The sequence below is a fragment of the Sphingomonas sp. So64.6b genome (assembly GCF_014171475.1).
Classification (GTDB): domain Bacteria; phylum Pseudomonadota; class Alphaproteobacteria; order Sphingomonadales; family Sphingomonadaceae; genus Sphingomonas; species Sphingomonas alpina_A.
Genome location: NZ_CP048817.1, coordinates 3,050,821 through 3,066,067, shown reverse-complemented (window position 1 = coordinate 3,066,067; position 15,247 = coordinate 3,050,821). Strand labels below are relative to the sequence as shown.

The following is a 15,247-nucleotide window of genomic DNA, read 5'->3' as shown; positions in this document are numbered from 1 at the left end:
ACCGCCATCTGGCTTCCACATCGCGGCGCCAAACAGCCTGCCGGAGCGGTTTCCCGCCCCGGCAGGGTGCCCGTTACATCAGCTGGTGACGCCAGCAGATGAGCGGGCCATCCTCGTCATCGATCCGCTCGCCGACGCGTGCGAAGCCATTGCGGCTCAGGACGCGTTGCGACGCGATATTCGCGACCGACGTTTCCGCGGTCACCGCGGCGACCCGGCCGCTGTCCCGCGCCCAGCCGACGATCTCACCGATGGCTCGGCTGGCGCTGCCGCGCCCCCGCCGGTCCGGTGCGATTCCATAGCCGATGTCGATCACGCTCCCGTCGGGCGGACGGGTGACCGAGCATAAGCCGACGAGTTCCGCGCCCTCGACGATCAGCCAGGATGCGGGCGAGAAGGTTGCGCGCACATTGGCGGCAACATCGGCCAGCATCCGCAGCACCTCGACCGGCGCGATCGACGTGGCGGACAAGGTGAAGTTCCTCGGCGCATGGCCGAGCAGAAGGGAGGCATAATCCTCCCCGCTCGTTTCCAGGATCATTATATCTCTCGAATGGAGTGAGGGACGCGATGACGTCCCGCAGTCGCTTCGCGCGCCGTTAGCGCCCGGTCATGCTCACGCACGCCGACGCCCGGCCGCTGAAGCGGTCGAATGCGATGGGGGTGAGCAAAGGCGATCTCCTGTAGGCCAACCGGTCATGCCCGGTCGGCGAACGCCATTATGGTAAGCGCATCCAGGCGGCGAGTGCAAGGCCGCAACGATCGATCAACCGGCTGACCATCGTGTTCATCATCGCCTATATCGCGCTCGGTGCGACCGACGCGTTCCTCTTCAACCGCTCCCCATTCGGACGGGTCGAACATAATGCGCAGCTCGCGGCGCTGGCGGCGGCGGAGCGGGAAGGGACGTCGCATATGCCGTGAGCGATCCAGTCTTGAGCGACTGCTAACGACCTATTTTACCCGTTCCGGCGAGCCGCTCCGAATGCGTAAACCGGTCGTTCGTTCATATGACATTCGGCAGAATCGAAGCTAACCTACCGCACCCGTGGCAATAACGCGCGCCAAGGCACCGGCTGCCGCGCGCATCTTACATTTGTACATGGAAGATGCGACGTCGAGGGATCGATCCCCTCGGATCAGCGCCAGTAACGGGTTGGCCTCCTTGGGTGCCCGCCCCACGCATCGCGCGATCGGCCGTATGCTGCCTCCAGCAGCCAACGCAAAATTCATTATCTGCGCGTCATTGGTGGTGTTACTGCGCACCGTTAGATACGGTCCGCTGGCAACCACATCGGCCTCGCTAACGGCGCTATGCGTCACGCACTCCAGCCGTCGGCTGGCGTCACGAATCCCGCTCGCGATCAAGGCATTGCAGGACGGGGAGTCTACGAGCTTGACCTCCTCCATGAACGCATCGCGCTCTTGCTCCGGAATTGAGGCAAGCAGACCGCTGTCTGTAATCCGGGCATTGAGCACCCGGCTGGCGTATTTGCGCGGCAGAAGGTCAAGCGCGGCAAAGGCGGCGGCGTAGTCCACGACCCAAGTTTGGGGCAGTCTCGCGGCAAGCTGCTGATCAACAACAAGCGGCTGCAATGTCGCCAGTTCCGCGTCGGGTCCACGCAACCATTGATATGATATCGTCCCTGCCAAGAGCCCGGCGGCAACGATCGCGGTGCCTAAAACATCGATACGTTGCTCGCGCCTGATCCCTGAGGCTATCCTCCTGAAACCAAAAAGCAGCAGCCCCAAAAGGCCGGCAGCAAGCATAAAAGGTGCTGCCAACATCAGGATGAATACTGCGTACGCTACAAGCTCCATCAGCCCCTCCTGCACGGAACGGCACTAAGCGCTGTTCAGTCAATTTCTCCTTAAGGCGTTGGAGTGGGCTCATGGTGGATTCGGTGACAGTTTACTTAACCCCCTAATCACGGAAATCGGCGCGTTCCTCTTCAGCCCCTTATCGGCCGGGTCGAACATAATGCGCGGCTCGTGGCGCTGGCGACGGCCGAACGGGAAGGGGCGACGCATACGCCGTGAGCGCCCCAGTCTTGAGCGACTGCTATCGCCCGAAACATTGCCGTTCCATGCAACATTGCTGGTTAGCGATTGCGGACACTCGGCAGCGATGCCAGCATGGCATGATGAACATTAAAATCGTTAGGCGGCCTATTGGCGAAGCCCCTGAGTGGGTCAGGGATGCTTGGATCGGACGTTCACTACCAACGGCTTCGAAGCGCCAGCGTGTTTGGAGAGGGCTAGGCGTGCTTAGTGGCCAACACACTTGGTTTGCTCAATTATGGGCGCTTGCCGCCGGCAGGAGCATCCAAGTGACAGGCTATCTTGTGAACGCCAAAACAGCAGTCGATTGTTTGAACGAAGCTCATCCGGAGGCTGCTGCATGGTGGCGTGAGCACACGCCACGATTTCTAAATGGTAAACGCTTCTTTGTCTTCGACGCCGATGCTTGCGAGCTTGAGCTTTAAAGACCGACGGTAGCTGACAGCACATACTGGGTAACAGCAGACCGACCACTTCCCACCAATTGCGGAAAAAGCCCGGACGATTGGGTCGCGCACATGGGTTCCTGAATGGGAGATGCCGCTATACTCCCCGCGCGACGCGACCCTATCGCACTACTGCCTGGTACCGCAGGTCGAGGCTGACCGCGCGGTCCTCATCGGCGGTGGCGCGGCGGGTGTCGCCGCGCTGGCGGAGCAGCACGCTGCGATTGTAATAACCGCGCGCCGACCCGCGGGCATATGTCACCGCCCGGTCGAGATCGGCGATCGCGCGATCGAGGTCGCCGCTGCGCTGATAGGCGAGGCCACGATTGAGATAAGCGAGGGGCTGACGCGGCTCGATCGCGATCGCCTGGTCGAAAGCGGCGATCGCGCCGTCGAGATCGCCCTGCCAGGCCTGGGACAGGCCGTCGGCAAGGCGCGCCGCGGCGCGTCCCGCCGCGCCTTTGGCGGCGGGATCGATCTGCTTGCGGCACGCGGCGAGACTGCGGCCGGGGTCGTTCACCGTGCACGCGTTCCAGTCGCCGCGCCCGATCGATCGCACTGGCGCCGCTCTGCGCATGCCGGTCACGACGATCTCATTCGCGCCGCTTTCTGCGGCCATATCCGCTGGCGGCGGCGGTGGAGGTGGCGCCGGCGCCACCGCGCCCGGTGGCGATGCGAAACGGCTTTCGGCAAGTCGCGGCTTGGCGCTGCCCTCCGCGCGATAGGCCAGTTCCGACCGGCTTGTCTGTGTCGCCGGTGGCGCCGCACCGTCGCGCGCCACTTTCATGGCCGGCGCGGCGATCGGCGGGGCACTCGCCACGGCGTCGGCGTTGCTGTCGGTCAGCGCGTCGGGCGTCCGGACAGCCGGAATTTCTGCCAGCGTTGGCGGGAAGACGGGTTTGGGCGCGACGGGTGGAGGCGGTGCGATCATGGTCGAGGGGCTGGCGATCGAGCCGGCCGATTTCGACGTGGGCGCGGGCGCGTCGACGGCGGCGGGCCGCGGCACGCTCATCGGGCCATAAGGATCGTTGAACGAGACCATCGCGACGGGCAGGCCGATCAGCGCGATCAATGCGACGGACACCAATGCGCCAAGTTGCGGGCGGCCCAGTCGAGTCCACCAGGGGGGGGGCGAGGCGCCGCCGGATAGAGAGGGGCCGGATCGAGTGGAGCCGGACCGAGTGGAGCCGGACCGAGTGGGGGCGCCCTGAGGAACGGGGCGTTCATCGACCCCATCGAAACGCCGCATCGCCGCGTCGATCGCCGCCTGGCGCCGGGCCGGGTTCGGCGGCGGCGGTTCGGGCAGTACCCTGTCCGGGAGCGGCCCGGCGTTATCGTCGTCGATCGCCATTCAGCCTTCTCCACCGGCCCGCGCGACGCTGGCGCGGTCTGCGCTGGGCGGCAGCGATCCGGCGCGGCAGGGGGACAAGAAAGGCATCGGCCAACCTTATAGCGGCAATTGCGCCGGGGTCGAAATCATCATCGCAACGGCCCCGTTCATGGGTCTGTCCTCCCATAGCCGCCGTTGCCATGCTGCGGGCAACGGCGGCCATTCGGACTTAGCGCCGGTGCCTCACCGCTCCAGCTGCGCCAGCGACCCCGCGCCCTTGGCGGCGCGGACCATCTGGACGAAGCCCGAGCGATAGCCGAAGCTGTCCTGCCCACGCGACGCCAGCGCGATCCTCAGTACATCGTCATACCCCATCGCACCGCTGTAACGGCCACCACGCAACAGGTCGGCGAACACCGCGACACTGGTCGCGAAGCGCGCATCCTGCGGCGCATCCTCGAAGCGACGCACTTCCCGACTGCGGTCGATCGGCGTCGAGATCAGCCGGCTGGTGTCCGATTTCGGCAGCTTGTAGCGGATTTTCACGAAGCCGAGTTCGCTGCCCAGCCCGCATTGCGCGCAGCGTCGTTCGGCGATCGGCGCCGGCGTGTCGTAACGCAGGTCGCCGATCGCGCGCGGCCCGCCGACCGGCACGATTTCGTACAGCGCGGTGACCGTCTGGCCCGACCCGACATCGCCGGCATCGACCTTGTCATTGTCGAAATCCTCGCGGTTGAGCATGCGCGTTTCGTATCCGATCAGGCGATATTCGGCGACCGTCGCGGGGTTGAATTCGACCTGGATCTTCACGTCCTTGGCGATCGGGAACAGCGTCGAACTCGCTTCGTCGACCAATGTCTTCCGCGCTTCGGTGATCGTGTCGATATAGGCGGCGGCACCGTTGCCGTTCTGCGCCAGCGCCTGCATCAGCGCATCGTTGTAATTGCCCATGCCGAAGCCGAGTACCGACAGGAACACGCCCTTGCCGCGCTCGCGCTCGACAAAGCCTTTCAACTCGTCCCGGTTGGTGATGCCGATGTTGAAATCGCCATCGGTCGCCAGGATCACGCGGTTGACGCCGCGCGGGTCGAGATTTCGTTCGGCGAGGTTATAGGCCTGGCGGATGCCTTCGCCCCCGGCGGTGCCGCCGCCCGCGCCGAGCCCGTCGATCACCGCCAGGATCTTGCTCTTCTGGCTGGCGGCGGTCGGTTCGAGCGCGGTGCCGGCGTTGCCGGCATAAGTGACGATCGCGACCCGGTCGTCGCCGTCGAGCTGATCGAGCAGCATGGCGAGCGACTGTTTGACCAGAGGCAGCTTGTTGGGTTCGTTCATCGATCCCGACGTGTCGATCAGGAAGACGAGGTTGGCGCGCGGCCGCGTCGCGCGTTGTACCGCATAGCCCTTGATGCCGATCCGCACGAGCTTGCGCCCGACCGACCAGGGGCTGGGGAACACAGCGACATTGGTGCTGAACGGTTCCGCCGCGCTGCGCGGCGAGGCGTAATCATAGGGGAAATAATTGACCAGCTCCTCGGTCCGCACCGCCGCCGGCTGGGGCAGGGTGTTGCGATTGAGCGAGGCGCGAACAAAAGCATAGGAAGCGGTGTCGACATCGATCGAGAAGGTCGAGACGGGCTCGCCGCGCACCAGCTTGAACGGGTTTTGCGAGGTGGCGGTGAATTTGTCGCGCCCCTCATCGTGATAGGGCGGCGGCATAGGGCTGCGCATTTCGTTCATCGGGGCATAAGCGCGCGACGCCAGCATCTTGGACATCACCTGGGGCGACGCGACCAATGAGGGCGGCGGGGGCGGGGCGGGCGGCGCGATCGCTGCATATTCCGCCATATCCTCCTGGCTCTCTGCCGGCGCGACGGGCGCGCCATCGCGGCGCACGCCGGTCACGACGATGTCCTCCGCCTTGCCGGCCCCGGCGGCGTCGGACGGCGTCGCGGGCGTGTCGTCGACGCCCGACCGGGTGCAGGACACGACGAGCATGACGGCCAGCCCGGTGGCGATCGCATGGTGCAGGCGGGGCATAAAATTCTCCCTGAAAACTGCGGGCACAATCGTCCGCATATTACTGGGACGCGCCTGCGCGGGAGATCCTTGGGTCGGAGCGAAATTTATTTTGCGGATGTGTATTGCTGTCATCCCCGCAAAGGCGGGGACACCTATAGTAGTGGTTTGGCCGGCTGCAGTCAGTCGGCTTCCAGGCGGCGTGGACAAATCAGGGGTGCGGTCAAACGGAAAACCATCGAACACCGGCGCTTGCTGCACCGCAAGCTTGCCCCTTAATATCAACCCCGCGATGAGGCCCGCACTCCGCTAATTTACGCCGCGAACTGTGCCAAAATGTTCTGACGACGGACAATATTGATGTTGATGCAAAGCAAATCCTCACCAACCTCGCCGAAGGCGAGATTCAACCCGAGCCGCTTCATCTTTCTGGCCGCGCTGTGGATAACGATAGGGGCATTTTGCGGCTTTATCGTCGCCGGCGCGAATGGTGTGGCGCCCGATTCGTGGATACCGTTCGTGGTGATCGGATTCATCGCTGCAAGCTTCCTGTTCAGCGGCGTGTTCGTGGCGAACATGTTACGCAATCTGAAACCGGTCCTTGAATCCGCGCAGGGCGGGATTGCGAAACGGATTCTCGAGTCCGCCAAGGGCGGAATTTCGCCTGGCAGACGCGTACTGGCGCGTGTCGGCAAGCTTCAGGAAGCGGGGCTGACGGTTTCGAACTTCAATCATCTGTTCATCTTCACGCTGACGGTGTTTCCGGAACATGGCGACCCTTACGAAACGGTGACCCGCCAGTTTATCACCATGGGCGAGTTGCCCAATTTCTACACTGGACGCTTTGTCGTGTTTGTCGAAGATGCGGAGAACCCCGGCTATGGTCTCATCGACAAAGACCCGCCAGAGGATTGGCAGCAAAAGGCCGCTGAACCGCCCGGCACATACAAGACACAGAAAGCCGAGAAATCATATCCCGACAAAGGCACGGGGTTGTTGGGCGGCGAACGGCATCTGTCCGCCCGGATGTCACCGGCGCGGCTAACCGCCAATTTAATCGCGACGCTGGTCTTCCTTGTGCTTGGTTTCCTGGCCCCCTTTGCCCTCGTGACAGGTGGGATTGAGACGGTGACAACATTCGTACAGGACTTGCCGAAAACGCTCACCGGACGAGACGAAGGAAACTTCGATAAAGAGAAGCTGCGCAAGGCATATGATCGTGCAGCGGCCTATGCGAGCAACCGGCAAATCAATAGCATGAATATCTACAAGGGGTATGTGAAGCTAACGATCGAAAATCCAGTTCGGAAAAATGCTTATGACGACGTCGTCATGCGCGGCGCAGTCGTTGATTCCCGACCGGACGGGGCAAGTGCTTCAATCAAGCCCGAAGAGACTTTCCGCATCTCCGATACGAATTTCGCGATGCTCGAACATGCGCTGAGCGATGCGCTGATGCACGGCGACAAAAATCAGCTTTTCTATATCGGGTTCCGCAATCGATCTGCAATCTCGACAATAAGGGTCAATAGCACGTCCGGCATTACGATAGATGAGAAGAAATTCATGGTTGTCACGGTTGGGTTTAACAGCGATTACGGATCGACTTCCCGGACATATGATGCCGCGACCGGACAGTTTTTGAATTAGTCCGACAGTCATTGCGCCCTCGAAGGCGATCTGGCTCGGCGCCAGCAACCTCGGTGTTCCTGAGAAAGCGGGGATGACGGCGGGGGCTTGTCAAAAGCCCGCCTGGTCCAGCCCTCAGCTCTCGCCCTGTGCGGTGAGCATCCGCCGCACCTCGTGCATGCGCCAGGAGATGGTCGCTTCGGCCACGCCCAGTATCTTGGCCGCCTCGCCGTGCGTGAGTTGCTGGCCGGCGATCAGCACCACCGTCTCGCGATAGACGGGTTTCAGCTTGGCGATCGCGCTTTTCACCCACACCGCGTCGTACAGGTCGCGGCCATCCGGCGCGCGCGCCAGCCCGGCGAGCACCGCCAGTTTTTCGGTGAAACCGCCGAACGAGCGGCGGCGGCGGCGCAAGTCGCGGCAGGCGTTGAACACGATGCCGCACAACCAGGTGGTGAATTTCGCTTCGCCGCGAAACCCCGCGATCTTCTCGACCAGCGTGCAGCACACGTCCTGTGCGATATCGTCGGCATCGCTGCGCGAACCGGTCAACTGCCAGGCCAGGCCGTGGATACGGTTATAGTGACGCTGCAACAGCGCGCCGAACGCGTCGCGGTCGCCGGCGATCGCGGCGGCGATAAGGTCTGTATCGGGCGAGTCCCGATCGGGCAGGTCCTTATCGGGATCATCCGCGATATCCGCCATGCGTCAGCGGCGACCGCGACACGCGTCGCGACCGGAAGGCGCTGCCACGATCGTGCGACCCTGCATCATCATCGACCAGCCCGACCCTATCCCTCCGACAAACCATCTAGTGCATCATTCGCACGCGCGACACCATCACCGCTGCGCGTTGGCCTAGTCGGCCAGATTTCCCTCTCCTCCTGTGGGAGAGGGAGGGAGGAGCGAAGCGACGGAAGGGTGAGGGGGAGTTGGGTGCGAAACGCTAGCATCCCCCTCACCCTTCCCATCGCTTTGCGATGGGCCCCTTCCCTCTCCCACAGGGGGAGAGGGAGAAACCGGGAGAAGGAGAAGAATCCACGCAGCATTCCCGATCGAATAGGCTGCGCCCGGTTCGTGTCGGGCGTCCGCGCGCTTGTTATCGGGCCTCGATCACGGCATCGTGCCGGCATGCGCGATGGAGACAAGGAAGTCGCGGCGCTCGCCGCTTTGGCGGAGGTCGTCGCCGGCATGACGGTCGGGCTGGGCACGGGATCGACCGCCGCCTTCTTCGCCGCGCATCTGGGTAAGCGGGTTCGGGCGGGACTGTCGGTCACCGCCGTGGCGACCTCGCTAGCCACAGAACAAGCCGCGCGGGCCGCCGGCATTCCGGTCATCGCGTTCGAGGACATCGCCACGGTCGATCTCACCGTCGATGGCGCGGACGAGTTCGATGACCGCCTGTTCGCGATCAAGGGCGCGGGCGGGGCGATGCTGCGCGAGAAGATCGTCGCGGCGGCGTCGCGGCGGATGATCGTGATCGCCGATGGATCGAAGCACAGAGCCGCGATCGGGCGGGCGCCGGTGCCGGTCGAAATCCTGCCCTTTGCGCGCGAATTCGTGACCGCCGAACTGCGTGCGATTGGCGCCGGGCCGGTCCTGCGCATGGCGGAAGGGGCTTATTATCGCAGCGATCAGGGCAATCTGATCGCCGATTGCGCTTTCGCTTCGCTGCCCGATCCGGTGGCGATGGCGGCAGCTTTGTCGGCGATTCCGGGAATTCTCGGCCATGGGTTGTTCCTGACCGAGGTGGATACGATCTATAGTGCCGATGGCGGCGTGGTGACTCGTCTCGACCGTTGAACCTGGCCGATTGGCGTGGGGCCGGCGACCGACATGCAACCACGTCGTCCGCGTCGCGTTGGGCCGGCTAGCAAAGGAACGAGCATGAGCGACAGCGAAGTCAGCGAGCGGCCGGGCAGCGATGGCCTTCATGAAGATGGATCGATCGAGCGGCTGACGATCGATACGATCCGCACGCTGTCGATGGACGCGGTGCAGAAAGCCAATTCCGGACATCCCGGCACGCCGATGGCGCTCGCGCCGGTCGGTTACACGCTCTGGTCGCAATTCCTGCGCACCGATCCGGCGGTGCCTGACTGGCCCAATCGAGATCGCTTCGTTCTGTCGGTCGGCCATGCGTCGATGCTGCTTTATTCGCTGCTCCATCTCGCCGGGGTCGAGGAGATCGACGCGCACGGCAAACCGACCGGCAAGCCGGCGATCAGCCTGAACGATATCGAGAATTTCCGGCAGCTCGATTCGAAGACGCCGGGCCATCCCGAATATCGCATGACCACCGGGGTCGAGACGACCACCGGGCCGCTGGGCCAAGGCTGCGGCAATTCGGTCGGCATGGCGATCGCCGAGCGGCATCTCGCGGCGCATTTCAATCGCGACGGCTTCGACCTGTTCGATCACGACATCTATGTGTTGTGCGGCGACGGCGACATGATGGAGGGCGTGTCGGGCGAGGCCGCCTCGCTCGCCGGGCATTTGCGGCTTTCGAACCTGTGCTGGATCTACGACAGCAACACGATCAGCATCGAGGGGCATACCGACCTCGCCTTTATCGAGGATACCGGCAAGCGCTTCGAAGGTTATGGCTGGAACGTCATCCATGTCGACGACGCCAACGACACCGCGGCGATCGCCGCCGCGCTCGACACGTTCCGCGCGACCGACGACAAGCCGACCTTCATCATCGTCCATTCGGTCATCGGCTGGGGCTCCCCCCGCGCGAACAGTGAAAAGGCGCATGGCGAGCCGCTTGGCGAGGACAATGTCCGCGCGACCAAGAAAGCCTATGGCTGGCCGGAGGATGCGCAATTCCTCGTGCCCGATGGCGTGGCCGATCATTTCCATGACGCCATTGCCGCGCGTGGCAAACCGTTACGCGAAGCATGGGAAGCGATGTTCGCCCGCTACCGCGCGGAATATGGCGATCTCGCGGCCGAACTCGACCTGGCGCGTGAGGGCAAGCTGCCTGATGGCTGGGATAAGGATGCGCCGATCTTCCCCGCCGACGCCAAGGGCATCGCGTCGCGCGAGGCCAATGGCAAGGCGCTGAACGCGATCGCGCAGCGCGTGCCGCTGCTGATGGGCGGCGCGGCGGACCTGTCGCCTTCGACCAAGACCAATCTGACCTTCGACGGCGCGGGATCGTTCGAGGCGGGCGATTATGGCGGGCGCAACATGCATTTCGGCGTCCGCGAACATGCCATGGGGTCGATCGCCAACGGCATGGCGCTGTCCTATATGCGTTCCTACACCGGCACATTCCTGGTCTTTGCCGATTATATGCGCGCGCCGATCCGGCTCGCCGCGATCATGGAATTGCCGGTGGTGTTCGTCTTCACGCATGATTCGATCGGGGTCGGCGAGGACGGGCCGACGCATCAGCCAATCGAACATCTCGCGACCTTGCGCGCGATTCCGGGGCTCGACACGATCCGACCCGGCGACGCCAACGAGGCGGTGGAGGCGTGGAAAGTCGCGCTGACCCACACGCATGAACCAAGCGTGCTGGTCTTCTCACGCCAGGCGATCCCGACGCTCGATCGCACCAAATATGCGTCGGCATCGGGGCTGGCCAAGGGCGCCTATGTGCTGGCCGATGCCGAAGGCGGCGATCCGGAGGTCATCCTGATCGGCACGGGCAGCGAAGTGCCGCTGGTCGTCGCCGCGCACGAGAAACTGGTCGAAGCGGGTGTCAGGTCGCGCGTCGTATCGATGCCAAGCTGGTATCTGTTCGAGAAGCAGGACAAGGCCTATCGCGACTCAGTGTTTCCGCGCAGCGTCGCCGCACGGCTTGCGGTGGAGCAGGCGGGCGAGCTTGGCTGGGACCGTTATGTCGGGCTCGACGGGCGCACGATCACCATGTCGACGTTCGGTGCGTCCGCGCCGATCGCCAAATTGCAGGATAAATTCGGGTTCACCGTCGATAATGTCGTCAAAGTGGCCCGCGAGATGCTGGAGACGAAGTAATGGGATTGTTGAACGAGCTCGAAGCGCAGGGTCAGGCCGTCTGGCTTGATTTCGTCGATCGCAAATTCCTCGCCGAAGGCGGCTTGCAGAAGCTGGTCGACGAGGACGGGCTGACCGGCGTCACGTCCAACCCGTCGATCTTCGAAAAGGCGATGGGTCATGGCGACGCCTATGACGCGGCGCTTGCCGAATATGACGCGGCCAACCCCGATGCCTCGACCATGGCGCGTTACGAACATCTCGCGATCCAGGACATCCAGGCCGCGGCCGACACGCTGCGTCCGGTTTACGACCGGCTGGGTGCGAAGGACGGCTATGTCAGCCTGGAAGTGTCGCCCTATCTCGCCAACGATACCGATGCGACGATCGCCGAAGCGGCCAAGCTGTGGAGCGAAGTCGACCGGCCCAATCTGATGATCAAGATCCCCGGCACGCCGGCCGGTGTGCCCGCGATCGCCGCGACGATCGACGCCGGGATCAACGTCAATGTGACGCTGCTGTTCTCGATCGAGGCATATAAGGCGGTCGCGCTGGCGTTCGTCGCGGGGCTTGAAAAGCGCGCGGAACGGAGCGAGCCGATCGACCGGATCGCCAGCGTGGCGAGCTTCTTCGTCAGCCGGATCGACACCAAGATCGACGACGCGATCGATGCCGGTACCGGCGGAGAAGACGCCAAGGCGGTGCGCGGCAAGGTCGCGATCGCCAATGCCAAGCTCGCTTATGCCTGGTATCAGGATTTCGTCGCTTCGGACCGCTGGCAGGCGCTGGCTGCCAGGGGCGCGATGCCGCAACGTCTGCTTTGGGCGTCGACCGGCACCAAGAACCCGGATTATCCCGACACGCTGTATCTCGACACGCTGATCGGCAAGGACACGGTCAACACCGTGCCGCCCAAGACGATGGACGCGTTCCGCGATCACGGCACGGTCGCCGCGACCCTGGCCGCCGATGTCGAGGGCGCGCGCCATGTGCTGGCCGAGGCCGAACGGCTCGGGCTCGACCTGGACGGCGTGACCGCGACTCTGGTCGAGGAAGGCGTGCACAGCTTCGCCAAGGCGTTCGACGATCTGCTCGGCGCGATCGCCGCCAAGCATCCGGCCGAAGCGAGCGCCTGAAACTCGTCCTGATACGCCACCTGACTCGAGTTCGGAGACTGACATGAAGATCGGTATCATCGGCCTTGGCCGGATGGGCGGCAATATCGCGCGCCGGCTGATGCGCGCGGGGCATGAGACGGTGGTGTTCGACCGCGACGCCAAGGCGATCGAGGCGCTGGTCGCGGACGGTGCGGTCGGTGCCGCTTCGCTCGAGGAGATGAAGGGCAAGCTCGACAGCCCGGCGATTTTCTGGGTGATGCTGCCGGCGGGCGACCCGACCGAACAGACCATCGCGACGATCGGCGGCTTTTGCGGCGAGGGCGATATCGTCATTGATGGCGGCAACAGCTTCTACAAGGACGATATCCGGCGTGCGAAGGAGTTGGCCGAAAAGAATACGCGCTATGTCGATGTCGGCACATCGGGCGGAGTATGGGGCCTGGAGCGCGGCTATTGCATGATGGTCGGTGGCGACAAGGACGCGGTTGACCATCTCGACCCGATCCTGAAGGCACTCGCACCGGGCCTCGGCACGATCCCGCGTACGCCCAACCGCATGGCAAATGAGGGCGAAGATGCGCGCGCGGAGCAGGGATATATCCATGCCGGGCCGGCGGGCGCCGGACACTTCGTCAAGATGGTCCATAACGGCATCGAATACGGCCTGATGCAGGCCTATGCCGAAGGCTTCGACATATTGAAGGGAAAATCCTCCGACAAGCTGCCCGAGGATCAGCGTTTCGACCTCAACCTGACCGACATCGCCGAAGTATGGCGGCGCGGCAGCGTGATCTCCTCCTGGCTGCTCGACCTGTCGGCCGCGGCGCTGGCGCAGGACCAGAAGCTGGAGAAATTCTCCGGCAACGTCGCGGATTCGGGCGAGGGGCATTGGACGATCGAAGCGGCGATGGAGGAGGCGGTGCCGGTCAACGTGCTCTCCGCCGCGCTGTTCGCGCGCTATCGCAGCCGGGTCGAGCATACGTTCGGCGACAAATTGCTCTCGGCGATGCGCTTCGGATTCGGCGGCCATGTCGAGATCCCGCAATGAGTTCAGCATTGGGTAGATCAGGCGGGGGTGAGGCGATCGGGCTGGTCGTTTCAGATGTCGATGGGACATTGGTCGACAAGCAGAAGAAACTTGCCCCTTCGACGATCGACGCGGTGGCAAGGCTGCGCGCGGCCGGTATCGGTTTCACCATCATCAGTGCGCGGCCGCGATCGGGCATGATGCCGATCGCCGACACGCTTGGCATCGACGATGCGATGGGCGCGTTCAATGGCGGCACGGTGTTCAAGCGCGATGGCACGGTGATTTGCCAGCGCCGCATCGATCCTGACGTGGTGCGGGCGATGTTCGACCTGGTCGGTGACGCACCGGTCGATCGCTGGCTGTTCGCCGACGATCTGTGGTACGCGAGCACCGATCTCGGCGCGCATGTCGGCAGCGAGCGGATCGCGTCGAACCAGGCGCCGATCGTCACACATGATTTCTCGTCGCTCTACGATCGCGCCGACAAAGTGACCTTCATCAGCGACGACCATGCGCTGCTCGACGATCTTCAGCTGCGCGCGGCAACGCTGGGGTCGCGCGCGACGATCATGAAATCGCAGAATTACTATCTCGATGTGACCGCGCTCGCCGCCAACAAGGGCGATGGCGTGGCGGCGCTGGCCAAGGCGCTCGATATGCCGCTGGCGGCGGTCGCGGTGATTGGCGACCAGGCCAATGACGTGCCGATGTTCGCCCGCGCTGGCCTGTCGATCGCGATGGGGCAAGGGCCGGAAGAGGTCCGGGCGCTGGCCGATCATGTCACCAGCGCCAACGATGCCGATGGCGTCGCACGTGCGATCGACGAGATGATCCTTCCGCAAGCCGTGGAGTCGATATGAAACAACTCGTCGCGTTCGATCTCGACGGCACGCTGGCCGAGAGCAAGCAGCCGCTGCAGGAACCGATGGGCGAAGCGCTGGCGGACTTGCTTGGCGTCGCGGATGTCGCGGTGATTTCGGGCGGCGACTGGCCACAGTTCGAAAAGCAGGTGGCGAGTCGCTTGCCGCCCCGTGCCGATCGCACCCGACTGTGGCTGATGCCGACCACCGGGACCAAGCTCTACCGTTTCGACGGTGAATGGCGTGCAGTCTATGCCGAACTGTTCGACGATGGGCAGAAAACAGCGATCTTCACCGCGTTCGATGCCGCGCTGGAGGCGACCGGTTTCGTGCCGGAAAAGACCTGGGGCGAGCGGATCGAGGATCGCGGCAGCCAGATCACCTTTTCCGCGCTCGGCCAGCAAGCGCCGCTTGACGCCAAGGAACATTGGGATCCCGACTTCGCCAAGCGCAAGGTGATCCAGGCCGATCTGCGCAAGCGCTTGCCCGGCCTGTCGATCAATATGGGCGGGGCGACCTCGATCGACATCACGCGCGAGGGTGTCGATAAGGCGTATGGCCTGAAGAAATTGCGCGATGCGAGCGGTATCGCGCTGGATGCGATGATGTTCATCGGCGATGCGATCTTCCCCGGCGGGAATGATTATCCGGCGAAGGAGCTGGGCCTCGACACCGTGCGGGTGCGCGATCCGCAGGAGACATTGTCGGTCATCGCCGCGATCGTGGCGTGCCAGAAATAGCCTGACCGCGGCTTTCCGACTTGCGTTTAGTCGGTGCCGGCCCGCTCTCCC

General features: G+C 63.8%; 14 protein-coding genes. 9 read left to right on the top strand and 5 right to left on the bottom strand.

What is annotated here, in order from left to right; all coding sequences use genetic code 11:
* Positions 1-73: 73 nt before the first annotated feature.
* Positions 74-541, bottom strand: a complete 468-nt coding sequence (locus tag G4G27_RS14760; RefSeq protein ID WP_183109362.1) for a GNAT family protein — start codon at positions 539-541, stop codon at positions 74-76.
* A gap of 242 nt (positions 542-783) precedes the next feature.
* Between G4G27_RS14760 and G4G27_RS14755 the strand changes: the two genes are divergently transcribed.
* Positions 784-924, top strand: coding sequence for a hypothetical protein (locus tag G4G27_RS14755; protein WP_183109361.1), 141 nt, complete (start codon positions 784-786; stop codon positions 922-924).
* 108 nt (positions 925-1,032) lie between these two features.
* Here the strand turns inward: G4G27_RS14755 and G4G27_RS14750 are convergent, their stop codons facing one another.
* Positions 1,033-1,821: a hypothetical protein gene (locus tag G4G27_RS14750; protein ID WP_183109360.1), complete on the bottom strand. Its 789-nt coding sequence runs from the start codon at positions 1,819-1,821 to the stop codon at positions 1,033-1,035.
* A gap of 509 nt (positions 1,822-2,330) precedes the next feature.
* On the opposite strand from G4G27_RS14750, the gene G4G27_RS14745 reads away from it, so the two are divergent.
* Positions 2,331-2,486 carry a hypothetical protein gene (locus tag G4G27_RS14745; protein ID WP_183109359.1) on the top strand — a complete coding sequence of 52 codons (156 nt, stop codon included), beginning with the start codon at positions 2,331-2,333 and terminating at the stop codon, positions 2,484-2,486.
* 142 nt (positions 2,487-2,628) lie between these two features.
* Here G4G27_RS14745 and G4G27_RS14740 read toward each other — a convergent pair whose 3' ends face one another.
* Positions 2,629-3,858, bottom strand: a complete 1,230-nt coding sequence (locus G4G27_RS14740) for a tetratricopeptide repeat protein (RefSeq protein WP_183109358.1) — start codon at positions 3,856-3,858, stop codon at positions 2,629-2,631.
* A gap of 222 nt (positions 3,859-4,080) precedes the next feature.
* The gene (locus G4G27_RS14735) at positions 4,081-5,874 is read right to left on the bottom strand and encodes a VWA domain-containing protein (protein WP_244624344.1); all 1,794 of its coding nucleotides are present in this window, start codon (positions 5,872-5,874) and stop codon (positions 4,081-4,083) included.
* A 339-nt stretch (positions 5,875-6,213) separates the two neighbouring features.
* Between G4G27_RS14735 and G4G27_RS14730 the strand changes: the two genes are divergently transcribed.
* A complete protein-coding gene (locus G4G27_RS14730) occupies positions 6,214-7,503 on the top strand; it encodes a hypothetical protein (RefSeq protein ID WP_183109356.1) in 1,290 nt (429 codons plus the stop codon).
* Positions 7,504-7,617: 114 nt separating this feature from the next.
* On the opposite strand, the gene G4G27_RS14725 is transcribed toward G4G27_RS14730, so the two are convergent.
* Complete coding sequence (locus tag G4G27_RS14725; protein WP_183109355.1) at positions 7,618-8,187, bottom strand: RNA polymerase sigma factor; 570 nt, start codon at positions 8,185-8,187, stop codon at positions 7,618-7,620.
* 426 nt (positions 8,188-8,613) lie between these two features.
* Between G4G27_RS14725 and rpiA the strand changes: the two genes are divergently transcribed.
* The 6 genes from rpiA to G4G27_RS14695 all read left to right on the top strand — a co-directional run bounded on the left by rpiA (position 8,614) and on the right by G4G27_RS14695 (position 15,196).
* A complete protein-coding gene (gene rpiA, locus G4G27_RS14720) occupies positions 8,614-9,285 on the top strand; it encodes a ribose-5-phosphate isomerase RpiA (RefSeq protein WP_183109354.1) in 672 nt (223 codons plus the stop codon).
* Positions 9,286-9,369: 84 nt separating this feature from the next.
* Entirely contained in the window at positions 9,370-11,469 is a 2,100-nt protein-coding gene (gene tkt / locus G4G27_RS14715; protein ID WP_183109353.1) for a transketolase, read from the top strand.
* Positions 11,469-12,584 (top strand): transaldolase, encoded by a 1,116-nt coding sequence (gene tal / locus G4G27_RS14710; protein ID WP_183109352.1) that lies wholly within the window; start codon positions 11,469-11,471, stop codon positions 12,582-12,584. The genes tkt and tal overlap by 1 nt, the downstream gene beginning before the upstream one ends.
* A 43-nt stretch (positions 12,585-12,627) precedes the next feature.
* Positions 12,628-13,614: a phosphogluconate dehydrogenase (NAD(+)-dependent, decarboxylating) gene (gene gnd / locus G4G27_RS14705; RefSeq protein WP_183109351.1), complete on the top strand. Its 987-nt coding sequence runs from the start codon at positions 12,628-12,630 to the stop codon at positions 13,612-13,614.
* A complete protein-coding gene (locus G4G27_RS14700; RefSeq protein WP_183109350.1) occupies positions 13,611-14,456 on the top strand; it encodes a Cof-type HAD-IIB family hydrolase in 846 nt (281 codons plus the stop codon). Before gnd ends, G4G27_RS14700 begins: the two co-directional genes overlap by 4 nt.
* Positions 14,453-15,196 (top strand): HAD-IIB family hydrolase, encoded by a 744-nt coding sequence (locus tag G4G27_RS14695; protein WP_183109349.1) that lies wholly within the window; start codon positions 14,453-14,455, stop codon positions 15,194-15,196. Before G4G27_RS14700 ends, G4G27_RS14695 begins: the two co-directional genes overlap by 4 nt.
* Positions 15,197-15,247: the final 51 nt, after the last annotated feature.

Excerpts from the sequence above, each read along its gene's own strand:
- G4G27_RS14695 (WP_183109349.1), top strand. The coding sequence starts at position 14,453 with ATGAAACAACTCGTCGCGTTCGATCTCGACGGCACGCTGGCCGAGAGC.
- G4G27_RS14730 (WP_183109356.1), top strand. The coding sequence starts at position 6,214 with ATGTTGATGCAAAGCAAATCCTCACCAACCTCGCCGAAGGCGAGATTC.
- G4G27_RS14725 (WP_183109355.1), bottom strand. The coding sequence starts at position 8,187 with ATGGCGGATATCGCGGATGATCCCGATAAGGACCTGCCCGATCGGGAC.
- tal (WP_183109352.1), top strand. The coding sequence starts at position 11,469 with ATGGGATTGTTGAACGAGCTCGAAGCGCAGGGTCAGGCCGTCTGGCTT.
- G4G27_RS14750 (WP_183109360.1), bottom strand. The coding sequence starts at position 1,821 with ATGGAGCTTGTAGCGTACGCAGTATTCATCCTGATGTTGGCAGCACCT.
- G4G27_RS14700 (WP_183109350.1), top strand. The coding sequence starts at position 13,611 with ATGAGTTCAGCATTGGGTAGATCAGGCGGGGGTGAGGCGATCGGGCTG.
- G4G27_RS14760 (WP_183109362.1), bottom strand. The coding sequence starts at position 541 with ATGATCCTGGAAACGAGCGGGGAGGATTATGCCTCCCTTCTGCTCGGC.
- gnd (WP_183109351.1), top strand. The coding sequence starts at position 12,628 with ATGAAGATCGGTATCATCGGCCTTGGCCGGATGGGCGGCAATATCGCG.
- G4G27_RS14740 (WP_183109358.1), bottom strand. The coding sequence starts at position 3,858 with ATGGCGATCGACGACGATAACGCCGGGCCGCTCCCGGACAGGGTACTG.
- rpiA (WP_183109354.1), top strand. The coding sequence starts at position 8,614 with ATGCGCGATGGAGACAAGGAAGTCGCGGCGCTCGCCGCTTTGGCGGAG.
- G4G27_RS14735 (WP_244624344.1), bottom strand. The coding sequence starts at position 5,874 with ATGCCCCGCCTGCACCATGCGATCGCCACCGGGCTGGCCGTCATGCTC.
- tkt (WP_183109353.1), top strand. The coding sequence starts at position 9,370 with ATGAGCGACAGCGAAGTCAGCGAGCGGCCGGGCAGCGATGGCCTTCAT.